At 41.1% G+C, this 20,640-nt stretch carries 20 protein-coding genes; 10 read left to right on the top strand and 10 right to left on the bottom strand.

Annotated features, from left to right (window positions below; genetic code table 11):
• Positions 1 to 156: 156 nt before the first annotated feature.
• From J0654_RS13590 to J0654_RS13575, 4 genes are read left to right on the top strand one after another with little or no spacing between them, the layout of a single operon-like run.
• The gene (locus J0654_RS13590) at positions 157 to 768 is read left to right on the top strand and encodes a flavin reductase (RefSeq protein ID WP_207029672.1); all 612 of its coding nucleotides are present in this window, start codon (positions 157 to 159) and stop codon (positions 766 to 768) included.
• Positions 765 to 1,937 (top strand): M20 family metallopeptidase, encoded by a 1,173-nt coding sequence (locus tag J0654_RS13585; RefSeq protein WP_207029671.1) that lies wholly within the window; start codon positions 765 to 767, stop codon positions 1,935 to 1,937. Before J0654_RS13590 ends, J0654_RS13585 begins: the two co-directional genes overlap by 4 nt.
• Before the next feature lie 11 nt (positions 1,938 to 1,948).
• A complete protein-coding gene (locus tag J0654_RS13580; protein ID WP_207029670.1) occupies positions 1,949 to 2,977 on the top strand; it encodes a hypothetical protein in 1,029 nt (342 codons plus the stop codon).
• A complete protein-coding gene (locus J0654_RS13575) occupies positions 2,974 to 4,692 on the top strand; it encodes an adenosylcobalamin-dependent ribonucleoside-diphosphate reductase (protein ID WP_207029669.1) in 1,719 nt (572 codons plus the stop codon). Before J0654_RS13580 ends, J0654_RS13575 begins: the two co-directional genes overlap by 4 nt.
• Before the next feature lie 7 nt (positions 4,693 to 4,699).
• On the opposite strand, the gene deoD is transcribed toward J0654_RS13575, so the two are convergent.
• The 4 genes from deoD to J0654_RS13555 form a co-directional block, all read right to left on the bottom strand.
• Positions 4,700 to 5,404 (bottom strand): purine-nucleoside phosphorylase, encoded by a 705-nt coding sequence (deoD, locus tag J0654_RS13570; protein ID WP_207029668.1) that lies wholly within the window; start codon positions 5,402 to 5,404, stop codon positions 4,700 to 4,702.
• Positions 5,401 to 6,051, bottom strand: a complete 651-nt coding sequence (deoC, locus tag J0654_RS13565; RefSeq protein ID WP_207029667.1) for a deoxyribose-phosphate aldolase — start codon at positions 6,049 to 6,051, stop codon at positions 5,401 to 5,403. The genes deoD and deoC overlap by 4 nt, the downstream gene beginning before the upstream one ends.
• Before the next feature lies 1 nt (position 6,052).
• A complete protein-coding gene (locus J0654_RS13560; RefSeq protein WP_207029666.1) occupies positions 6,053 to 6,457 on the bottom strand; it encodes a hypothetical protein in 405 nt (134 codons plus the stop codon).
• An 88-nt stretch (positions 6,458 to 6,545) separates the two neighbouring features.
• Positions 6,546 to 6,926, bottom strand: a complete 381-nt coding sequence (locus tag J0654_RS13555; protein WP_207029665.1) for a hypothetical protein — start codon at positions 6,924 to 6,926, stop codon at positions 6,546 to 6,548.
• A gap of 222 nt (positions 6,927 to 7,148) precedes the next feature.
• On the opposite strand from J0654_RS13555, the gene J0654_RS13550 reads away from it, so the two are divergent.
• Genes J0654_RS13550 through J0654_RS13540 form a run of 3 tightly spaced genes read left to right on the top strand, consistent with a single transcriptional unit; the run spans position 7,149 to position 9,701 of the window.
• Positions 7,149 to 7,931, top strand: coding sequence for an MlaE family ABC transporter permease (locus tag J0654_RS13550; protein WP_207029664.1), 783 nt, complete (start codon positions 7,149 to 7,151; stop codon positions 7,929 to 7,931).
• Positions 7,931 to 8,713, top strand: a complete 783-nt coding sequence (locus J0654_RS13545) for an ABC transporter ATP-binding protein (RefSeq protein ID WP_207029663.1) — start codon at positions 7,931 to 7,933, stop codon at positions 8,711 to 8,713. Before J0654_RS13550 ends, J0654_RS13545 begins: the two co-directional genes overlap by 1 nt.
• A 19-nt stretch (positions 8,714 to 8,732) precedes the next feature.
• Positions 8,733 to 9,701 carry an MlaD family protein gene (locus J0654_RS13540; protein ID WP_237686005.1) on the top strand — a complete coding sequence of 323 codons (969 nt, stop codon included), beginning with the start codon at positions 8,733 to 8,735 and terminating at the stop codon, positions 9,699 to 9,701.
• A gap of 5 nt (positions 9,702 to 9,706) precedes the next feature.
• Here J0654_RS13540 and J0654_RS13535 read toward each other — a convergent pair whose 3' ends face one another.
• The 3 genes from J0654_RS13535 to J0654_RS13525 are packed head-to-tail and all read right to left on the bottom strand — an operon-like array spanning position 9,707 to position 12,659.
• The gene (locus J0654_RS13535) at positions 9,707 to 10,390 is read right to left on the bottom strand and encodes an ABC transporter ATP-binding protein (RefSeq protein WP_207029661.1); all 684 of its coding nucleotides are present in this window, start codon (positions 10,388 to 10,390) and stop codon (positions 9,707 to 9,709) included.
• 8 nt (positions 10,391 to 10,398) lie between these two features.
• Positions 10,399 to 11,661: an ABC transporter permease gene (locus J0654_RS13530; protein ID WP_207029660.1), complete on the bottom strand. Its 1,263-nt coding sequence runs from the start codon at positions 11,659 to 11,661 to the stop codon at positions 10,399 to 10,401.
• Entirely contained in the window at positions 11,658 to 12,659 is a 1,002-nt protein-coding gene (locus tag J0654_RS13525) for an efflux RND transporter periplasmic adaptor subunit (RefSeq protein WP_237686004.1), read from the bottom strand. The genes J0654_RS13530 and J0654_RS13525 overlap by 4 nt, the downstream gene beginning before the upstream one ends.
• 263 nt (positions 12,660 to 12,922) lie before the next feature.
• Between J0654_RS13525 and J0654_RS13520 the strand changes: the two genes are divergently transcribed.
• Together J0654_RS13520 and J0654_RS13515 are read left to right on the top strand one after the other, a co-directional pair.
• Complete coding sequence (locus J0654_RS13520) at positions 12,923 to 13,417, top strand: hypothetical protein (RefSeq protein WP_207029658.1); 495 nt, start codon at positions 12,923 to 12,925, stop codon at positions 13,415 to 13,417.
• A gap of 14 nt (positions 13,418 to 13,431) precedes the next feature.
• Complete coding sequence (locus J0654_RS13515; protein ID WP_207029657.1) at positions 13,432 to 13,800, top strand: GerW family sporulation protein; 369 nt, start codon at positions 13,432 to 13,434, stop codon at positions 13,798 to 13,800.
• A gap of 97 nt (positions 13,801 to 13,897) precedes the next feature.
• Here the strand turns inward: J0654_RS13515 and J0654_RS13510 are convergent, their stop codons facing one another.
• From J0654_RS13510 to J0654_RS13500, 3 genes are all read right to left on the bottom strand, one after another.
• Positions 13,898 to 14,518, bottom strand: coding sequence for a WG repeat-containing protein (locus J0654_RS13510; protein ID WP_207029656.1), 621 nt, complete (start codon positions 14,516 to 14,518; stop codon positions 13,898 to 13,900).
• Positions 14,519 to 14,739: 221 nt separating this feature from the next.
• Positions 14,740 to 16,299: a SulP family inorganic anion transporter gene (locus tag J0654_RS13505; RefSeq protein WP_207029655.1), complete on the bottom strand. Its 1,560-nt coding sequence runs from the start codon at positions 16,297 to 16,299 to the stop codon at positions 14,740 to 14,742.
• A gap of 109 nt (positions 16,300 to 16,408) precedes the next feature.
• Positions 16,409 to 16,741 (bottom strand): hypothetical protein, encoded by a 333-nt coding sequence (locus J0654_RS13500; RefSeq protein ID WP_207029654.1) that lies wholly within the window; start codon positions 16,739 to 16,741, stop codon positions 16,409 to 16,411.
• Positions 16,742 to 17,390: 649 nt separating this feature from the next.
• Between J0654_RS13500 and J0654_RS13495 the strand changes: the two genes are divergently transcribed.
• Positions 17,391 to 20,438, top strand: coding sequence for a vWA domain-containing protein (locus tag J0654_RS13495; RefSeq protein ID WP_207029653.1), 3,048 nt, complete (start codon positions 17,391 to 17,393; stop codon positions 20,436 to 20,438).
• Positions 20,439 to 20,640: the final 202 nt, after the last annotated feature.

Below are 20,640 nucleotides of genomic sequence, written 5' to 3'. Positions count from 1 at the left end.
ACCATCATTTAAAATGATTTAGGTCATTCAAATTACCTGTGAAACCGTTGTTTTTTTAAGTGTGGGAGCACTATTGTTTTCATAAGGTGTTCCTGATTTAGGTCATAGGAGACCCTGATTCATAATCGTATTTTTAGAAATAGCAATACGGATATTATGAACATTCTTCAGGACAAGAAATACGTTTCATTGGATATCCAGCATCCAATTTGGGATAGGATATTTACCGTTGCTCCTTTGGTTGTTGTTGGAACCAAAGAGAAAGATGGGTATGATCTTGCGCCAAAACATATGGTTACTCCGCTTGGGTTCGACAACTATTTTGGGTTTGTTTGTACCCCACGGCACGGTACGTATCAAAATGTAAAAAAAACGGGTGAGTTCACGGTCAGCTTTCCTACTCCCGACCAAGTGACCACCACTTCATTGAGTGCTTCTCCAAGAACAGATGCATTGACCAAGTCCCAACAGATTGTTGAAGCTTTGCCCTTGATCAAAGCAACCTCCATGGATGCTCCTTTGGTCAAGAACGCTTATTTGTACTTGGAATGTGAGTTGTTCAAGATTATTGATGGTTTTGGTGAGAACAGTATGATTACAGGGAGTATTAAGCATGCGTGCGTGCGTAACGAGTATTTGCGGGTATCAGAAAAGGACGAACAGGCACAATTGAAAAATAACCCGTTGCTAGCATACATTTCTTATGGTCGTTTTGCCAAAATCGATGAAACTTACAACTTTCCTTTTCCTAAAGATTTTAAAAGATGACTTCCAAGGTTACACATATGGCCGATGGTATCTTGAATCAACTCAAATCAAGTGAGAAAGAAATGTTGGATTTTTTGGGGAAGCTCGTATCGTTGGAATCACCTTCACGTGACCCGAAGTCCCAATATCAAATTTTGAAATTTATAGGGAAAGCATTGCAGAAATTAGGGTTTTATACGCTACATGTACCAGGAAAGGAAACAGGTGGCTTCCTATATGCAAGACCCAAAAACAGGGATAAAAACAAGGCTTTGCAGTTAATGATCGGCCATTGTGATACCGTTTGGGAACTGGATACACTTAAAGAGATGCCATTGACAAAAGATGGCGCAATTATGAGCGGCCCCGGAATTTATGATATGAAAGCCGGGCTTACCCAAATCATATTTGCTTTAAAGGCCATTGATAAATTGAATTTAAGCTTGCCATTGATTCCTGTTATTCTGATCAATTCCGATGAAGAAATTGGAAGCAAGGAATCCAGAAAAGCCATTGAACGATTGGCCAAGGTGTGCGAACGAGCATATGTTATGGAGCCTCCGTTGGGATTGAAGGGTAAACTGAAAACCGCCAGAAAAGGCCTTGGCCGCTTTACCATTACCGTAAAGGGGAAAGCTGCCCATGCAGGATTGGACCCTCAAAAGGGGGCAAGTGCCATTGTGGAGTTGTCCCATCAAGTACAGCACCTATACGCTATGAACGATTTTGACAAGGGGATTACCGTAAATGTCGGGATGATAGAAGGTGGTGTTTCGCCCAATGTAATTGCACCGGAAAGCAAGGCGGTCGTTGATGTTCGTGTATTGAACAAAAAAGATGGTGAACAGATAACAAAACAGATTCTTGCGCTCCAACCTACATTACCAGATGTGGAAGTGCACATAGAAGGGGGAATAGGAAGACCTCCCATGGAGCATACACCGGGCAATCGGATGCTCTGGAAATTGGCAAAGGCGAACGGAGCCCTTTTAGGGTTGGAATTGGAGGAAGCAACTGCCGGTGGGGGTTCGGATGGCAATACCACCAGTTTATATACCGCCACCTTGGATGGGTTGGGTACTACGGGAGATGGGGCCCATGCCCAACATGAACATATTTTATTGGACGAGTTTCCGGTTAGGACAGCATTGTTGGCCCTATTGATGTTGGCCGAAGTAGGGGACAATTAAAACTTTGTATTATGGACCACAAATATATTTACGCATCGTTGACCCGAATTTCCGATTTGGCGGAAAAAGGATTTCAAGTAAAGGAGTTGCCCAGGGACCAATGGCAAACTGGCGATTATGTCGTTTGTGAAATTTTGAACGAAGGAGGGGAGAGCTTGAAGATAGAACTCCCAAACGGTAGGATGAGAGGGGTTATCGCTGGTGAGTTTATTGTAGGCGTATTGGGGGAACGTTATGCAACTCTGGAAGCGACAGGGAGTTGGAGAAATGTAACGGACGATCTAAAAATGACGGTACTTACAGGTGCCGGGCTTTTGGGGAAACTAACGTCCAAGTCCATGTTTATTCCTAAAATGATCAAGATTATTTACAAAGGCCATGCGGTTAGGGAAGGCAAAAAGGTAACCATGGATGATTTTGTTGAGCCCATCCCCAAGGTTCCATTCAATACCCCGGTAATTCTGTTTGTGGGAACCTCCATGTCCGCCGGTAAAACAACCTCTGCCCGAATAGTGACCAACATTTTTAAGCAGGCAGGCTATAAAGTGGTCGGTGCAAAACTAACTGGAGCTGGTCGTTATAAGGATATTTTGGCCTTCAAGGATGTTGGGGCGGACAAGATAATGGATTTTGTGGACGTGGGACTTCCTTCGTCCATTTGTCCTACCGAGGTGTACAAGGAAAAACTTGATCAAATGCTCAGTAGGATTGCAATGGAAGATGCCGATATTGCCATTATAGAAATTGGAGCGTCCCCTTTGGAACCTTATAATGGGGATGTCGCCATAAATGCGCTTAGGGAACATATTAAATGCACCATTTTGAGTGCTTCGGACCCTTATGCTGTTCATGGTTTGATGAAGGCTTTTGAACTGGTGCCCGATATTGTCACAGGGGTTGCTTCCAATACTTTGGCGGGAGCAAGAATGGTGAAGGAATTGTGTGGTGTAAGAGCTTTAAACTTGATAGACTCCACCACTACCAAAGCATTAAAAGAAATTTTGACAGAGAAAACAGGGATGTCACTCAAAACAAAATGAAACTTTCCAAAAACGCCCTACAATTACTTAATGCCCGGTATTTGCTAAAGAATTCCGAAGATGAGGTAATGGAAACTCCGGAACAACTTTTTGGTAGGGTAGCCAAATATGTGGCAAGTGCCGAAAACGAGGATAAAGAAAAGTGGGAGGTTAGGTTTAATGACCTGCTGACCCATCTCTATTTTTTACCGAACTCGCCAACACTGATGAATGCAGGATTGCCCAATGGGCAGCTGAGCGCTTGCTTTGTTCTACCTGTTGAAGATAGCCTGAGCAGCATATTTACCACCTTAAAAAATACAGCTATGATTCATCAGAGCGGGGGAGGAACAGGATATAACTTTTCTCAACTCCGGCCTAAAGGTGACATGGTCTCATCTTCTGGAGGGGTATCATCGGGCCCCATGGCCTTCATCAAAATTTATGATACTGCAACGGAACATATAAGGCAAGGAGGAAAACGGAGAGGGGCAAACATGGGTATATTAAATGTAGACCATCCAGATATTGAAGAGTTCATCCTTGCAAAAACAGCAGGGGATACTTTGCATAATTTTAATCTATCCGTGGGTATTACGGATGATTTTATGGAGACTGTACAACATGAAAGAGATTGGAAGTTGATGAATCCGAGAACAAAAAAGATTGCAAAAACCATCAAAGCCAAGAAGCTTTGGGACCAAATAGTTTCACAAGCGTGGGCCACGGGAGATCCAGGCCTTATTTTCTTGGATGCGATAAACAAACATAATACGGTGGCCGAAATTGGTAAAATACAAAGTACCAACCCCTGTGGAGAAGTCCCATTGTTCGAATATGAAAGCTGTAATCTTGGCTCTATCAATCTATCCAAAATGGTCACATTAAAAGAACCGGAAGGGACGGTAGTGGATTGGAATAAGCTTGAACGGACCGTTGCATTGGCCATTAGGTTTTTGGACAACATTATATCGATAAACCATTATTTGCTTCCACAGATAGCAGCAATAACAAAAAACAATAGAAAAGTGGGGCTTGGTGTAATGGGCTGGGCAGAAATGTTGGTATTGCTCAACATACCCTATGCCTCTGAAGAAGCCATTTCCCTCGGTGAAGAGGTAATGCGGTTTATTCAATCAAAGAGTTATATGGCCTCAGCTGAATTAGCTAAGGAACGGGGCGAGTTTCCCAATTGGAAAAAAAGTATTTTCTACCCAAATAAACCCATGCGAAATGCTACTTGTAACAGTATTGCACCAACAGGGAGCATTTCTGTGATTGCTGACACATCGTATTCCATTGAGCCCTTATATGCCTTGGCTTACAAACGTGTTGGTATATTGGATAATCAAACGCAAATGGAGGTGAATCCGCTTTTTGTTGGTAAAATGCAAGCATTGGGATTATGGACAGATCAGGTGAAAAATGAAGTGCTCCATACTGGAAGTATACAACAGTTGGAACATATGCCGAAAAAGGTGAAAAAAGTGTTCGAAACAAGTTTGGAGATTCCATGGGAATACCACTTAAAACACCAACAAGCTTTCCAAAAATATACGGACAATGCCGTTTCCAAAACGATTAATCTGGCAAAAAGCACCTCCAAAGAAACCGTTTCGGATATTTACATGACGGCCTGGAAGTACGGTCTCAAGGGAATAACCATTTATAGGGATGGTAGTAAGGCCGATCAAGTTTTGCAGGCCTGCCATCTAAATAAAAGCGCCAATTGTTGAATGGTACTTAAGATATTGCAGCCGCGAGCGCAATTCGGACCATGTCCTTAAAAGTTGTTTCCCGTGCGTGGGCAGAAAGTCTTTCATCCGTTACCAAAGAGTCGGAAATGGTTAAAATAGTCAAAGCCTTTACGTTGTATTTTGCCGCAACGGTATAAAGCCCTGCGGTTTCCATTTCAACGCAAAGAACCCCGTATTGTGCCCAGAGTTTGTATTCTTCGGGGTCATCACTATAAAACTCATCCGAAGAGAGCACATTTCCCGCCTTTATGGCAATGTTGTTCTCCTGGGCATAATTAACTGCCTTTATAAAAAGATCAAAATCCGCGGTAGGGGAATAATCTGAGTTGATAAACCTCGAGTTATTGATACCTGAGGTGGTGGAAGCTGACATGGCCAAGACCACATCATTGAGCTTTACATTTTCTTGGTATGACCCTGCGGACCCCACTCGAATAATGTTTTTTACTCCATAATCGTTGATGAGTTCGTGAAAATAGATCATGGCGGAAGGCATTCCCATTCCACTGCCCTGAACGGACACTCTTTTTCCTTTATAAGTACCAGTATAGCCCAGCATACCACGGATTTTGTTATAACATACCGGGTTTTCCAGAAATGTTTCCGCAATCCATTTGGCCCTTAAAGGGTCTCCTGGCATTAGAACGGTTTCGGCAATTTCACCTGGTTTAGCTTCTATATGGGTACTCATGGGGCTTCTTGTTTTAATAGTTTGGGACCAGATGAGGTTCCTATGCGTGATACGCCTAGCTCAATATATTGTAAAGCGGTTCCCTTATCCTTTACTCCGCCGGAAGCTTTTATTTTTGCCTTTTCACCAACGATTCTTTTCATCAGTTTTACATCCTCAAAAGTGGCACCGCCCGTTCCAAATCCCGTGGAGGTTTTTACAAAATCCGCATGGGCCTCCACGGCCAGGGCACAAGCTTTTTCTTTTTCTGGCTCAGTGAGGTAGCATGTTTCAATGATCACCTTAAGTATTTTATCTCCGATAGCCTGTTTTATAACTTTGATCTCATCTCGAACAGCATCGTACATTTCTGATTTCATCCACCCGATATTGATGACCATATCAATTTCGTCAGCACCATTTTCAATGCAGTCCTTGGCCTCAAACACCTTTGCTTTAGTGGACATGGCTCCCAATGGAAAACCAATTACGGCAGCTACTTTTACCGAAGTGTTCTTTAATGTTTTCTTAGCGATGGGTACATTACAACCGTTTACACATACGGCATAAAAACCATAGGTTTTAGCCTCTTTACACAATTTTTGAATATCCGCGATATTGGCGGAGGGTCTTAAATTGGTATGGTCAATAAAGTCTGCTAATCCCATATTAGTGGTTAAAGAGCTGTTTGAGCTTAAATATAGTCAACATCTCCGATCTATTTTTTCCAGCAAAGGCACTCGCAATGGATTCAGCGGTTTCTACAATCAGCTTTTTGATGGTTTCAGGAAATTTTTCGTGATGTTCCATATAGAACTCCTTAAACTCTTTAAAGTATTCTTCCCCGTCTTTTTCCTCACCTTCCAACCAATCAAAAACAATCTCTATTTGATAGGCAGCATCGGTATGGAATTCATCTTCAAACTTGTCTACCTCCAACCAATGTTGCCGCACATATTCCCTTAATCTTTTAACTTCTTTGGGGCGGACATTATTATCGGCCATGGCCACGGCATAGAATAATTTTCCAAGGCTTTGGTAGAATTCGTTTCCTATTTTTTCAGAATTGAGCATACCATTATGTTTTAGTTCTTATTAAAAGTAGAACTAATGCTTCTTAATTTTTATGATATTACTCAACTATGGTTAGTGCAAAGTATGATTAGTTATTTCTTCTAACCCCACTTTTGTTGCTACGCCCCCTATTGCTGTTATTTTGATTATGATAGCGCTCAATATTATCATCAAAATAGTTGCGCACCCGCTCGTATCTTGACCTGTTCAAGTTGTAGGAGCGGTAACGTGGGGGCAATACTTTATTTCGTCTCCATATGCCTCCATCCAAATAAATATAGGTTCTCGCCGAGAGATCGTAGTAGATGCTGAACTCTGGAAAAAATACATATCGAACCGTTTCCACCCTATGCGGATAGAACCATGGGGGTGGCGGATCTGCCAGTCTATGTGAGACAATCACTGGGCCACAGGCCTGAAATCCTGATAAAGCCAAGAATAATCCGAGGAATAAAATAGCCTTTTTCATGGTATTACATTTTATTCGGTAAGGTAGTGTGATAGAAAAGTTCAGTAAATGACCTGAGTCATTTCTTGAATTAGGAGTAGCGTTTGTGGTATGCACAAAATAGCTGGAAAATAGGTTTTATTTAGCTGTGCATCTGATTGATTGAAAGCTTCTTAATGATATTGGTCATATGAAAGTAAGCACAACAAACTTATTTTTGATTAGGCCGAAATCCGATGAAATATGGCTATTGCAGCGCAAATGATCAATAAGACCAAGGAGTTTTTTATCGAAATAGGAGACCTTTCTTATTTCGCCGTGCGTTTTTTTAAACAAGCGGTAATACCTCCTTTTGAGTTTAAGGAATTGCTTAAGCAAAGCTACCAAGTTGGCAACAGATCTTTATTACTGGTAGCCACGACCGGATTTATCATCGGTTTGGTGCTAACGTTGCAGACCAGGCCAACCTTGATTGAGTTTGGTGCAGTTTCCTGGATGCCGAACATGGTCGGTATCTCCATAGTCAGGGAAGTTGGTCCAGTGATCACTGCATTGATATGTTCTGGAAAAATTGCATCTGGTTTTGGGGCCGAGTTGGGATCTATGCGGGTAACCGAGCAAATAGATGCGATGGAGGTTTCCGGTACCAACCCGTTTAAATATTTGGTGGTCACGCGAATTTTGGCAGCTACGCTCATGCTCCCCCTGTTGGTGGTATTCGGAGACTTAATAGCTCTTTTTGGTTCCTCTTTGGTCGAATTCATGAAAGGGAATGTGTCTTTTACCTTGTATTTTAATACGGTTTTTGATGCCTTGTCCTATGGGGATTTGGTGCCGGCCACCATAAAGTCCTTTTTCTTTGGATTTGTTATTGGATTGACCGGTTGTTACAAGGGCTACAAGACGGGTAGGGGCACCGCCGGTGTCGGAATCGCGGCAAATACCGCTGTGGTAATGGCCTCCTTGCTATTGTTTGTGGTTGATTTTATTGCTGTTTTCGTGTCGGATATTTTTTATGAACTGTGATGGATGTAAAAGAAAACATAGCGACACTTCAAAACAACAGATCTTCGGAAGAAGTTGTAGTCCGGATACAAGACCTGTACAAGAGTTTTGGCGATAACCATGTATTGAATGGTTTTAATATGATGTTGCACAAGGGCGAGAATTTGGTGGTGATGGGGAAATCTGGCTCGGGAAAATCGGTTATGATCAAGTGCCTGGTGGGATTAATGACCCCGGATAGCGGATTGGTAGAGGTTTTGGGAGAAGATATAGCTAGTTTGGATCAAGTGGATTTGGATGAATTGCGCTCGGAAATCGGATTTCTTTTTCAGGGCAGCGCCCTGTACGATTCCATGACCGTAAGGGAAAACTTGGAGTTTCCCATGAGGCGGCACCGAAAAAAGTTTGATGGGATTACCGATACCTTGCCACTGGTTCAAGAAGCTTTGGAAAATGTAGGTTTGGCCCATACCATGGATTTGATGCCCGAAGAACTGTCGGGAGGTATGAAAAGGCGTGTTGCACTGGCCCGGGCCATTATTTTAAAGCCCAAGCTGATATTGTACGATGAACCAACCAGTGGTTTGGATCCCATAACAGCTAAGGAAATTATTGGACTTATGAGGAGCATTCAAAAAAAATATGGGACATCTGCATTGATTATCACACACGATGTTGATTGTGCTAGGGTAATCTCCGAAAGAATGATTTTGTTGGTCGATGGAATCAACTATGCCGAAGGGACCTATGAAGAATTGGTGGCATCGACCGACCCTAAAATAAATGCCTTTTTTAAAAAATGATATGACAACAAAAACTCCAATGCAGAATCTAAAGCTGGGCATATTTGTGGTGCTTGGCACCTTGTTACTGATAATTGCAGCTTATCTTATCGGAAACGAGCAAAGTCTGTTTGTGAAGAAATTTACGGTCAATGCGGTCTTTAATAATGTAAATGGACTACAAGTTGGCAACAATGTACGCTTTTCAGGTATTGACATTGGTACGGTGGACAATATTGAAATGATAAACGATTCCACGATAATTGTTTATATGGCCATCAACAAAAAAATGAAGGAACATATTAGAGGTGATGCGATTGCAACGATAGGTTCCGATGGACTGGTTGGCAGTATGTTGGTCAATATTGTGCCGGGAAAAGGAGATGCTTCTTTGATAGAAGATGGTTCCAGATTGACATCCTACAGTAAGATTTCATCCCAGGACATGCTCAATACACTAAGTGTAACCAATGAAAATGCTGCTTTGTTAACCTCGGACCTATTGAAAGTCACTCAATCCTTAACCACAGGAAAAGGTACATTGGGACGTTTGCTGAACGATACCTTGATGGCAAATGATCTAAAGGAAACCATCACCAACTTAAAGTTGAGCGGTAATCAGGTGAATAGAACTTTGAACGAACTTCAAACAACATTGAAAACCATTAATTCGGGAGATGGAATTGCGGGAGTTTTACTGTCGGACACTTTGTCCGCAGAAAGGATTAGAAACATTATACAAAACCTAGAAGTATCGAGCAATGAAATTACCAAGGTGACCACAGATTTGAACACCGTCATAGGAAAAATAAAAAATGGTGAGGGAGTTCTCAACAAGGTCGCGACCGATACCATATTGGCCAATCAGTTAATGGAAACCATGAAGAACATTGAAGAGGGAACAGAAAAGTTCAATGAGAATATGGAGGCCCTTAAACACAATTTCTTGACCCGAAGGTATTTTAGAAAACTGGAACGAGAACAAAAAAAGCAAGCGAATCAAAATTAATGATTTCAAGTTCCATGACTGATTATTATACCATCCTCCATTTCAATGATACGGTCTGTCCGCTTGGCAAAATCTTTATCGTGGGTCACTACTAAAAGGGATAGGCCTTGCTCTTCCTTTAAATTTTTAAAGATATTGAACACATTTTCAGAATTGTGGCTGTCCAGATTTCCTGTAGGCTCATCACCCATTAAAATAGTGGGGTCGTTGATCAGGGCCCTTGCGATGGCAACTCGCTGTTTTTCACCTCCCGATATTCTAGAAGCTCGCTGATCGGCCAAATGGCCAATATGTAACATTTCGAGTTTTCGGTGTGCATTCTTCTCAATTTCTGCAAGGGACTTTTCCGCTAGTTTCTTGGCGGGTAGCATAACGTTTTCCAATACACTGAATTCAGAAAGCAAATAATGAAACTGAAATACAAAGCCAATGTTTTTGTTTCTGATTCGCGATAATTCTTTTTGTGACTTGCCAGTTACAAGTTGGTCATTGAGATATAGCTCGCCAGTATAGTCGGTATCCATGGTGGAAAGAATGTACAGCAAGGTAGATTTTCCAGAGCCTGATTTGCCCATAATGGAGGCAAACTCCCCTTGCTTTACCCCAAATGAAATATTTTTGAGCACATGGAAATCCTTGGGCTTATGAAAATGCTTGTTGATATTTTTAGCTTCTAAAACATGGTCCATACGCTTTGCTAAGTTCCTCTAATAATTTTTACGGGATCTATTTTTTTGGCTCTGTTGGAGGGTAAATATCCTGCAACAAAAGTTGAAATAAGTGCAAAGGCAATTCCAATAAAATAATAGGTCCCGTTGTAATTTACAGGGTATGTGGTAATGGTGGGCAATGCATCTGTTTCAAAGGGAGTGTTGTCAATAAGGTGAGAAAGACCAAACCCGATCAATAAACCCAAAAGGCCTCCTAAAATTCCAATCAGTATGGCCTGTGCCATAAAAATGTATTGCACATCATTACCCGAAAACCCAGTGGCCTTTAAAATGGCAATATCCTTCATTTTTTCATAAATGAGCATGTTCAGAATATTGTAAATACCAAATCCCGCCACAATAAGAAGGGTTATGGAAACCGCATAGGTAATAAGGTTCCTTATGTTGGAGCCTGTTTCAAATTGGGCATTGGCCTCATTAATATCCACCGCCTTTATTTTGAACTGTTTTTCCAAATTGCGGGCCATGGACTCGGACTCTCCAATATTCAATAATTTGATGTTGATGTCGGTCACGTAGTTTTCGGACTCACCCAATATGCGCTGCACGGTATTTAGGTTTGCAAAACTTTGCACATTGTCGATTTCCGCAATACCACTTTGGTAGATACCCACAATTTTCAGCGGGAAAATATCCCCTGCTACGGTGCTTATTTGAACTCTGTCGCCAATGGAAAGAGACATTTTATCAGCCAGCCCCGCACCCAATAAAATTCCGTTATTGCTGTTTTTTAAGGCTTCTGCCGAGCCTTCCACAATATTGTCCTGAATGTTGGAAAGTCGAGTTTCCTCCATAATATCAACTCCCACAAGATTGCCACCGAGTTCTATGGAACCGGATAGGTAAAAGATTTGGGCCCTTAGTTGGGGGGTCGCTCCTTTTACATTGGGGTGCTTTTTTAGATAGCCGAGAATAGGGAGTGCGTTATGGATTTTTTCTTGATTTTGTTTGGGTTTTATGGAGTGTACAAAATTCATGGCATCTTGGAACTCCTGGTAACGTGAAATGGGTTGGGTTTTGGAAGGACGAATCTCGTTGTACATGTGGATGTGCGGTGTTTGGTTCAGTACCAAATCATCCAGCATGCCGTTGAGCCCTGTCATAAAACTTACCAAGGTGATATAGGCACCGATTCCAAAAGTAACCCCAAGTGTTGCGGTGACCGTGGATTTCATCTTGGTAATAAGATGTGTTTTGGCAATGCCCAATATCACGCTCCAATTGATCATTGCTCCGGTTTATAAATTGCGGTGTTTTCATCGATACCTTTCAAAATTTCTACCCTGTCCAAATTTTGAAGTCCTAGGGTAACTTCGATTTCACCATCGTCTGTAAGCACTTTGGATGCATCGATGAGGTATTCTTTTGGGATGGTGAGGGTTTGCTCTTTTTTGGAAATAACAATATTGCCCTCGCCGGATAAGCCGGGATACAACGTATTGGGAGGATCTTTAAATAGGGCCTCTACCTTAAAAGTCTGCGAACGTTCATCTTTTCTCGGGTAGATTTTGTCCAATGTAGCCTCAAAAACCTCCGAGTTATAAGAATCAAGGGTGAGGAAGACCTGCTGTCCCGTTTTTAATTTTACAATATCCACTTCATCTACCAATAACTCAATTATAAAATCTTCGCTTTTACCGATAGATGCCACAGGTTGTTGGGTATTTACTATTTCCCCAGGATTTTTATAAATAGCATAAACAGTTCCGTTTATCTTACTTTTTATGGTAAAGTCTTCGGAAGTGGTCAAAGATGTTCGGTAATTGTTTTCGGATTGCTTTAATTGGGTCTCGAGCTCGTTTTTTGTTTGCCTATACTTTCTTTTGAGCAGGTCCAGGTTGTTTCTGGAGAGTTCATAATTGAGCTTTCGGTTATCGTATTCCACCTTAGAGCCAATATTTTGGTCCCAAAGGTTTTTCTGTCTGTAGTAATTAACAGAATCATTTGTCAACTTTAGGGTTGCAGCATGAATTTCATCCTGAATGCTAGTAAGGACAGCCGCTCTACCATTATAATTTTCTCGAGCAAGTTGTAGCGACAGTTTGGCGTTCTCCGCATTTAATTCCGGTGAAGTGTTCGTGATTTGAAGGATTGGGTCTCCCTTTTTTACTTTATCACCTTCTTCGACCCAGGTTTTGTCCAAAATACCGATTACTATGGAATACGCTTGGTAAAGACTATCGGGTTGAACTGTGGCAGAGGCATATACGGATTCCGTTAAAGGCATTATAGTTGGGTAGACTTTCTCTTTGCTCTCGCTACAAGAGAAAAAACTCATTAAAACAATGCAAAACAATAAAGGATATTTCATTGGCCCGGTATGAATACGGACATCAAATTACCAATAAAAAACCGATTTGTAATATGAGTTAGATCAGTCGAAAAAAGCACTGGAAAAAAACTTATCAACTTTTACCGAATTATCTATGCGATGTTGACCCGCGTCATTGCATATAAAACATCCTCCTATTTCCTTTGTGGCAAAAACTAATGATACTGACCATTGTGATATTATTAGTTGTGCTCCTTGCCCTTGGGCTGTTATTTGTTCCAATTCAAATTTTTATTGACACAGATACAGGAAAGTATTATGCAGGCTTAAAGGGCTTGGCAAAGGCGAGTTTCGAACCTGATGAGAAAGAACTTTTACGGGTTCGGTTAAAAGTGCTTTTTTATGAACGCTGTTTTTATCCCTTGACAAAATCTTCAAAACCAAAACAACCAGCCAAAAAAAAGAAAACCAAACCTAAAAGGAGGATTACGTTCAGGAAGATGGTCCAATTGCTTAAATCGTTCGAGATTAAACGGTTTGCATTGGATATGGATACCGGCGATTACGTAGCCAATGCAAAATTGTATCCTGTTTTTGTATTGCTAAACCGTTATGTAGCCTCGTTCCATATCAATTTTGAAGACCATAACAGATTGGTGTTGGACATTCGAAACAGGCCTTACAGAATTCTAAAAACATTTATTAATCATTAAAAAATTTTAAGGTCATGGATTTACATTTTGAAGAATTATTGAACAAGGTAACTGACTTTATTAAGTCAGAGGCCAAAACAGAGACCATTATTGGTGAACCCTTTCAATTGGGTGAATTTAAGTGTGTACCTGTAATTAAAGTAGGTATGGGATTTGGCTCCGGAGGAGGCGAAGGAGTTGAAGGCAAAGCAAGAAAAGGTGAAGGAGTAGGTGCAGGTGCCGGTATCGGTATTCAACCTATCGGCTTTTTGGTGACCAAAGGAGATGAAATCTCATTTTTGGAAGCAGGCAAGACCCACGGATTGGCAGCTGCATTTGAAAAAGTACCCGATTTAATCGAAAAAATTGTTTCTGAAAGAAACAAAGAAGAAGTTGTTGCCTAACCGAGGACAACAATTAAAAAGAACTGGATTGCCCATCCCCTAAAGTGTGGACAATCCAGTTCGCTTGTTGAATGACCTATAGGCTTTACGATTTGATTTAGAGGTCTATTTTTTTGATCTGCCAGAGGTTATCCTTTTCAACGGCTATCAAGTTTCCATTTAATATTTTAGAACGTATTTCTGGTATTTCATACCTTCTTTTTGTCATTTGAATGTTATGCCTACGGTTGAGAAACTCATTGATATTGCCGTCTGCATCCATCAATACTTCATGGAATTTAAATTCATAAATATCCAGGTTGAATTCATTTTTGCCCCTAAATACTTTTTCGAAAATAATACCGGTTGTCCAACCATTCGCGAATGGGGCAACATTCAAGAATTGATGTTCTATGACCAATTTGCCGGTAGTATCAATAAATCCAAATATTGGTATACCGTCCACCATTTTTTGAACTACACATCTATCGCTCGAAAATTGAGGATAGGCCATGGCTCTAATATCATTATAGGATGTATCGGCATCCGTATTCCAATAAAGGTCATCCCTGAAATCAATAACGATGTTTCCGGTCTCATCAACAAAAGCCCATTTGTTTTCTTTCTGTATTGCTGCGAATCCCTCATGGAACGGGCTCACAAAATCCAAACTGTCAGGAAGTTGGGCGCTTAGGCCCATAGCTATAAAAGCAGCAATCAATGTTGTTATTTTTTTCATGGCCATTGCTTTTTATCATCTTACTAAGATCTCATGTATTGGGGGTATATCAAATGATCTTGGTCATATGCACGGGCAATTAAAAAAATGATAAGTTTTATTAATAATGGTTTGGGCCAATGTGGTTTTCTGGGATTTCGTTGATCAATCCTTTATTTTTTATTGTTTATGATCAGGTTGTTATAAAAATCGGATTCCATTTGGATGTGTTGTTTTGGATATCAATGGCTCAAATGGTATACACGATGTCCAAAAAAGCTTCTAAAGCTATCAGGGTTGTCAATTACTCCTTTATCAGATATCAATTTAATATTAATGTTGTTGTTCCTTGCCTTGGTCGCAAATTCGTCCAAATATTCCAGGATATCATAGTCCAAGACTTTGGTTTTCCTAAAATCCAGTTCCAAGAAGGAATCTTTTTCAAGCCCATTGAGCTCCTTCATGATGGGCCCTTTGTTTATAAAGGTAACCTCTTCCGCAAAATTGATGTGAAACAGATTCTTTTTTCCTTGGTACTCTTTGATGAGCATATGGTGTGAATTGTAATAGGACTTCAATAGTACCACAATGAGCCCAACGGTTAGTCCCACGATGATGCCTTTCAATAGATCCGTAGCCACTATGCCGATTACCGTAACTATAAAGGGAATAAACTGGGCCTTCCCCAATTTATACATTTGGACAAAACTCTTGGGATTGGCAAGTTTGTATCCTATGATCAATAGGACACTAGCCAGTACTGCCTGCGGAATCAGGTTCAACAAAGTTGGTATGGCTATGACGCTCAGCAGCAGTAAAAGCCCATGCAATATGGCCGATAGTTTGGACATGGCCCCGCTCATGATATTGGCCGAACTCCTTACCACCACCTGAGTTATGGGTATTCCTCCGATTAAACCGGAAACACTGTTACCGATCCCTTGGGCGATCAGTTCGCGGTTAGTGGGTGTTTGTCTTTTATAAGGGTCCAATTTATCGGTGGCTTCTACACTCAATAAAGTCTCCAAGCTGGCCACTATGGCAATGGTGAATGCCGTAACATATACAGACCCATTGGTCAAGGATGAAAAATCCGGTAGGCTGAACTCTCCAAAAAAGGAAGCCACATCTTTGGGGATGGGCACACTTACCAATTGGTTTGCATGAAGGGCAAAGAATCCTGAGGTACCCAGGGAAGTATAAATGATGATTCCCACGACCACAGCAATAAGGGGTCCCGGAATAAGTTTGAAGAACTTGTTCTTCTTGGCCAAAATACCGTCCCAAAGTATTAAGATGATCAAGGAAATCAGGGTAACAAGGACAGCTCCCGGTATAATCTTATCATAAAGATTTTGAAAATTAATCCTGTCTGTGTTCACGTTGCCACTGAATCCAAGTGCTAAAGGAATCTGTTGCATAAATATCATGATACCGATCGCACTCAACATCCCCTTGATAACCGCTGAAGGGAAATAATAACCTATGACCCCTGCCCGGAGAATACCCAATATAATCTGGATGATGCCAGCTAGGACCACAGCGGTAAGGAAGAGCTCATAACTGCCCAGGTCGGTTATGGCATTAAAAACAATAACGACCAATCCGGCTGCCGGTCCACTGACCCCTATGGACGAACCAGAGAGGTAGCCCACCAAAATCCCGCCTATCAGACCAGCAATCAGACCAGCGAATGGAGGTGCACCACTGGCTAATGCTACCCCTAGGCATAACGGTAGTGCAACAAAGAAAACTACAAGACTTGCAGGCAAGTCTTTCTTCCAATATTTGAATAAATTCATGAAACTATTTTTATAATAAGAATTCTGGCCGCAGCAATAAGTATTGAAAAAACAACCTTAAAAGATTAAGCTTTGAAAAAAACATCACAACATGATTGTTTGATGGTAATTAGATGAGGGTTATCCTATGTATTCCGATGTTGGTGTTGGTTTGGAAGTCCCAATCAATTGGAAAGGTGGGACCATGTATACGGATAAGTTGGTACTGTTTTTCAGATAGGCCAAACTTGGCCATAAGGACCTGTTCCATCAAAAGTTTGAAATCGACCACGTCATTAACGGTTTCAGGTTTGGAATCATCTTGATTATCAGGGTGCTCAAATTCAAGAGAAATGCTGGTGTCTTTAGAATGTTTGTTGCTTAGTTCAAGGGACAGTCCCAATAACAATAAGAAAGTGGATACAATAAAGGGTGGGATGATATGTTTTAAGTGGATTGACAAAATTGTTTAACGATCTTTGTTTAGAAATATCGCAGTGAAATTATAATTTTCATGAATATTTTGTATTAAAATCCTGTTAAAGGGACTATAAATTGCATTTTTTATGATGTAAGCAGATTTTTTTAGCATAATTGTTAATTATACGCCCTTATTTTTTTTGAGACATCAGTAATGTGGTAAAGGTTATTTCCGATCTCGATGGCAAGCCTTGGGTAGTCCAACAGTATGTTGGCCGAACTTTTAGGAAATAAAGTACTCAATCCAGTATTAGGAGAGAAAAAGTTATGCATGTTACCTATAGAACGGTTGTTCTTGAAACTGGATTCTACATGGAAAGACCTTGTCCAAAGCCAGTAGATCACGAATGTTTTCGTTTTTAAGTTACATCTGTTGTATACTCTGTTACATAAATAATATTAAACCTTGTGTGTGAACACTATTTTCATAGAGTAGTTAAAACTGACTTTCAGTCAAGAATGGAATAATCCAAAACTCAAGGAACATTAAAAAATTAAGATCAAGTCCTCTCTAATGCTAACATTTTGGCTAATTGTATCCTTTGGTGAGGTACAATACATGGAAGGCGATTGATGCGTTGAACTTTTACGGGTTATTGGCAAAGTAAACGATAATCTAAAATCAAAAACATATGAAAGATTCCAAAACGATCGGATTATCATCCAGAAGAGAGTTTTTTCAACAAATAATGTTGACCAGCGCAGGTCTATGTCTATTTCCTTTGTTGCAAGGATGTGATGACGGTAATGCTATAGAAATTCCGGAAGGTAGTGGAGCCCCACCTTTCAAGACATGGGAAGAGATGTTGTATGCCCTCCAATTTAGTCCTGATAATTATAAAGCCAAACGTGATAGGTTGGTTCAACAAAAAGACCCAAAAGCAATGTTTGATTTTGTAAGGGATGAGTTTATGCTTTTGCCCAGTGATGCCAGATACTTCCAACGGACCACCTATGGAGGCATGTATGGGGTAGAAGGTGCATTGCGAACAGGGATGGCCACCATTAGGGAAAAGGCCGAAATCCTTAAGAATATGCTGATTGAATCAGGATTTGAGGCCAAGGTGATCACAGAACATATTGAAATGACGGAAGAGCAGGCAAAGGACATCCTATTTAAAAGGCATGATGTAGGCTTTTATTTGCCGGTCAGTAAAAGACAGCTAAAAAAATGGCGTAAAGAATTAGGGGTAACTGAGGTCAATGGAAAGATAACGGAAGTGGAAAATGTAGTTGAACGGGGCAGAGAACTTGCCCAGTCGCTTTTACAGAAAACCACCCCGGAACAGCGCAAGGAAGACCGTGAATCCAAATTCATGTTGAGCAACAACAACATTCCCGGTGTTACCTTTAAAAATGGTGAGGAAGATGTTTACCTGCATTTATTCGACCCTAAAGTGGAATATGGTAAAATGCATCCCGATAATAAAAATCAAAATGTAAGGGACACCACCAAATTCAAGGAGGACGATTTTGAGGTGACCCTTACCGTAAAGGGCACTACTTCCTTTGACATGCGAAATGAAAAGGAATTGATCAAAGGAACTTTCAAAGCTTCCGAATTAATAGGGAACCAGCTAAAGATATCTTTCCTTAACAACCTCACTTTTGAAGAGCAGGCAAGTCAGGGAATAGACAGTATCAGTACCTACACACCAAGTATCGCTTTACAGGACTTGGACAAGGATGCGGAATATCTTCAAGAACGATCGGTGGTCGGTGAACCCATTACTTTGGGAGGAGAAAAGGTTTTTGAGGAAGTTGTTATTTTTTCGGAAGTATATGGTGAAGAAAAACAAGCCGGTAATCCGGAACAAGTCGTTTCCATGGGGGTGAAAGCAAATCCCAAGGTATTTCCAGAAGTACAGTTGGAGTTGTTTCCGAAAGATGCAGAGGGCAATCTTGTAGAAGGGCTTTCGGCAGGTAATTTCAAGATAGAGGACAATGGTACTGTGGTTAGGGGAATGCTCCGAAAAAATATCATAGCTCCCAAAATACTGCTCATTTTCGATACTTCCGGGAGTATGCCAAGAGAATATAGGGGTACCGGTATCAAGTCTTTTTTAGACCAAATGCAGCAAAACATTAGGGAGATATATCCCAGTGCACGGATTGAATTGATGGCCACAGGGTCCAACGTTTATACGACCCATCTAAAGGCGGCGCAAACCAGTAATGATTTGGTATTGTACGCTACGGACGGACATAATAACGATAAATATCTTCCCCAGTTCAAAGAAATATATGAATCAGGTCCGCCCATAATCTATCTTAATGTATATGATCATAAAAAATATTATGATTCCCTCCGGGAAAATATCGATATAACTGAAATTCCAGCAAGTGACCAAGAGGCGGTAATCGAGCAGACCAAAAACATCTTGGGGCAATTGGAGCTGGCCCCGTACTTATTTACGTATAATGCCCTGAACAGAGAGGGCAACCATCAAGTTGAGGTTTCCCTTACTAAAACTTCCCACACCGCTCAAGATGACTACCAATTTCCAGAGGTTGCCGAAACAGCTGTGGGCAAGCGCCTGGTTGGATTGTACCTCTATGTGAAAATCGGTAATCAGAGGGAAAATCGGAGGGTGCTGGCAGGTTTTGATAAAGCATTGGAATACTATGCCCAACCTACAAAAAAAATGGTACAGGAGGTGCACGAGGCTTTGTTGGGCTCCATGACCATTGCATTTGAAAAAGCGGGTGCGACCACCTCGGTTCGACTTTCGGAATATCTGCAGACACTTTTGAGTACCAGAAATTGGATGGAGCCTTATTTGGACGGAAATTCAAGAGAGGCTGTTGCCAAATTACAAGAAGGGTTCTTCGACTACCCTGCACCGTTGCTCAGTATGATGCAGCCTATAGAAGAGAGTGTGAACGAAAATTCAGCTACCTATGTCGAGGGATTGAGAGTGGGCATATTAAGATTCACGCCCGCATTGTATTCCGAGGAGTCAAAAGTTTCATTTGATTATCTGCGTACCGCCCAGTACCGAACACTTACCCGTAACGGTAAAAATTGGTTTGCTGCCAACGCCGAAAAAACAGCACAACTTGCCTTGTTGGAAGCGGCAAATTTTCCGCAAAGCACCTATTCAGAACTGGATGCGCTTCCTCTTAAATATAGTCAGGCAGCGGATATTCGGGAAACCATATCCCAGGATTTTCTAGGTGATGATTACAATTATTTCAGGGAATATATACATCGAGGGGGCGACTACAATTTTTTCGATGCTCAAGCTAAAAAGAAGGCTTTTTGGAATATTGATGGAAACTATGGGGAGCTGTTCGGCGTTTTACCTGACATGACCGGGGGAGGAGGTGAATCGGTTCAACTTCAACTAGAGCATCTTCAATCTGTGGTGGACGAATATCAAAAAGTAGTTGCTGCATTGGGTAATATGATGATTGTTACAGGAGGGGGAATGGCACTCGGCATTGTTGCGGCATACAGTGTTACCCTTGTTAAACTCTACGCATATGCTTCTGAAGCTATCATTTTAATGGATGCTTCCAACTTGGACGATCAGGTAGTCCATGCCATGCAAGGATTGGCGTGTAGTGTGTACAAGGAAATTACATATTCAAGTTTAGGACCAGTTGGCAGTGGAATGGCCGGAGTGGAAAACCTTATTGCCATGATGGGAGGTGATTTTTCCTTTGTGTCCTGTTGAAAGCAAAACCAACTTTACAAGGGAGGATTTTAAGTGACCTGACTGGGTTCAGAACCTTTGCTCATCAGCCCAGTATTTATCAATATCCTGCGAAAGTTCACACTTTAATGTTGACGATTTGTGAACTTTTATGGTTGAAATACTTTCGTTATTTCAAATATAATTAAAGCGTCATAAATGGTTGGGATTGAAACGATAAGTT

Source organism: Flagellimonas profundi (genome assembly GCF_017313275.1).
Lineage (GTDB): Bacteria > Bacteroidota > Bacteroidia > Flavobacteriales > Flavobacteriaceae > Flagellimonas > Flagellimonas profundi.
Note: the sequence above shows the minus strand (reverse complement) of the source record. Positions and strands in the feature narration are given on the sequence as shown.

Coding starts and splice junctions, on each gene's coding strand:
- J0654_RS13590 (WP_207029672.1), top strand. CDS start 157: ATGAACATTCTTCAGGACAAGAAATACGTTTCATTGGATATCCAGCAT.
- J0654_RS13585 (WP_207029671.1), top strand. CDS start 765: ATGACTTCCAAGGTTACACATATGGCCGATGGTATCTTGAATCAACTC.
- J0654_RS13580 (WP_207029670.1), top strand. CDS start 1,949: ATGGACCACAAATATATTTACGCATCGTTGACCCGAATTTCCGATTTG.
- J0654_RS13575 (WP_207029669.1), top strand. CDS start 2,974: ATGAAACTTTCCAAAAACGCCCTACAATTACTTAATGCCCGGTATTTG.
- deoD (WP_207029668.1), bottom strand. CDS start 5,404: ATGAGTACCCATATAGAAGCTAAACCAGGTGAAATTGCCGAAACCGTT.
- deoC (WP_207029667.1), bottom strand. CDS start 6,051: ATGGGATTAGCAGACTTTATTGACCATACCAATTTAAGACCCTCCGCC.
- J0654_RS13560 (WP_207029666.1), bottom strand. CDS start 6,457: ATGCTCAATTCTGAAAAAATAGGAAACGAATTCTACCAAAGCCTTGGA.
- J0654_RS13555 (WP_207029665.1), bottom strand. CDS start 6,926: ATGAAAAAGGCTATTTTATTCCTCGGATTATTCTTGGCTTTATCAGGA.
- J0654_RS13550 (WP_207029664.1), top strand. CDS start 7,149: ATGGCTATTGCAGCGCAAATGATCAATAAGACCAAGGAGTTTTTTATC.
- J0654_RS13545 (WP_207029663.1), top strand. CDS start 7,931: ATGGATGTAAAAGAAAACATAGCGACACTTCAAAACAACAGATCTTCG.
- J0654_RS13540 (WP_237686005.1), top strand. CDS start 8,733: ATGCAGAATCTAAAGCTGGGCATATTTGTGGTGCTTGGCACCTTGTTA.
- J0654_RS13535 (WP_207029661.1), bottom strand. CDS start 10,390: ATGGACCATGTTTTAGAAGCTAAAAATATCAACAAGCATTTTCATAAG.
- J0654_RS13530 (WP_207029660.1), bottom strand. CDS start 11,661: ATGATCAATTGGAGCGTGATATTGGGCATTGCCAAAACACATCTTATT.
- J0654_RS13525 (WP_237686004.1), bottom strand. CDS start 12,659: ATGCCTTTAACGGAATCCGTATATGCCTCTGCCACAGTTCAACCCGAT.
- J0654_RS13520 (WP_207029658.1), top strand. CDS start 12,923: ATGATACTGACCATTGTGATATTATTAGTTGTGCTCCTTGCCCTTGGG.
- J0654_RS13515 (WP_207029657.1), top strand. CDS start 13,432: ATGGATTTACATTTTGAAGAATTATTGAACAAGGTAACTGACTTTATT.
- J0654_RS13510 (WP_207029656.1), bottom strand. CDS start 14,518: ATGAAAAAAATAACAACATTGATTGCTGCTTTTATAGCTATGGGCCTA.
- J0654_RS13505 (WP_207029655.1), bottom strand. CDS start 16,299: ATGAATTTATTCAAATATTGGAAGAAAGACTTGCCTGCAAGTCTTGTA.
- J0654_RS13495 (WP_207029653.1), top strand. CDS start 17,391: ATGAAAGATTCCAAAACGATCGGATTATCATCCAGAAGAGAGTTTTTT.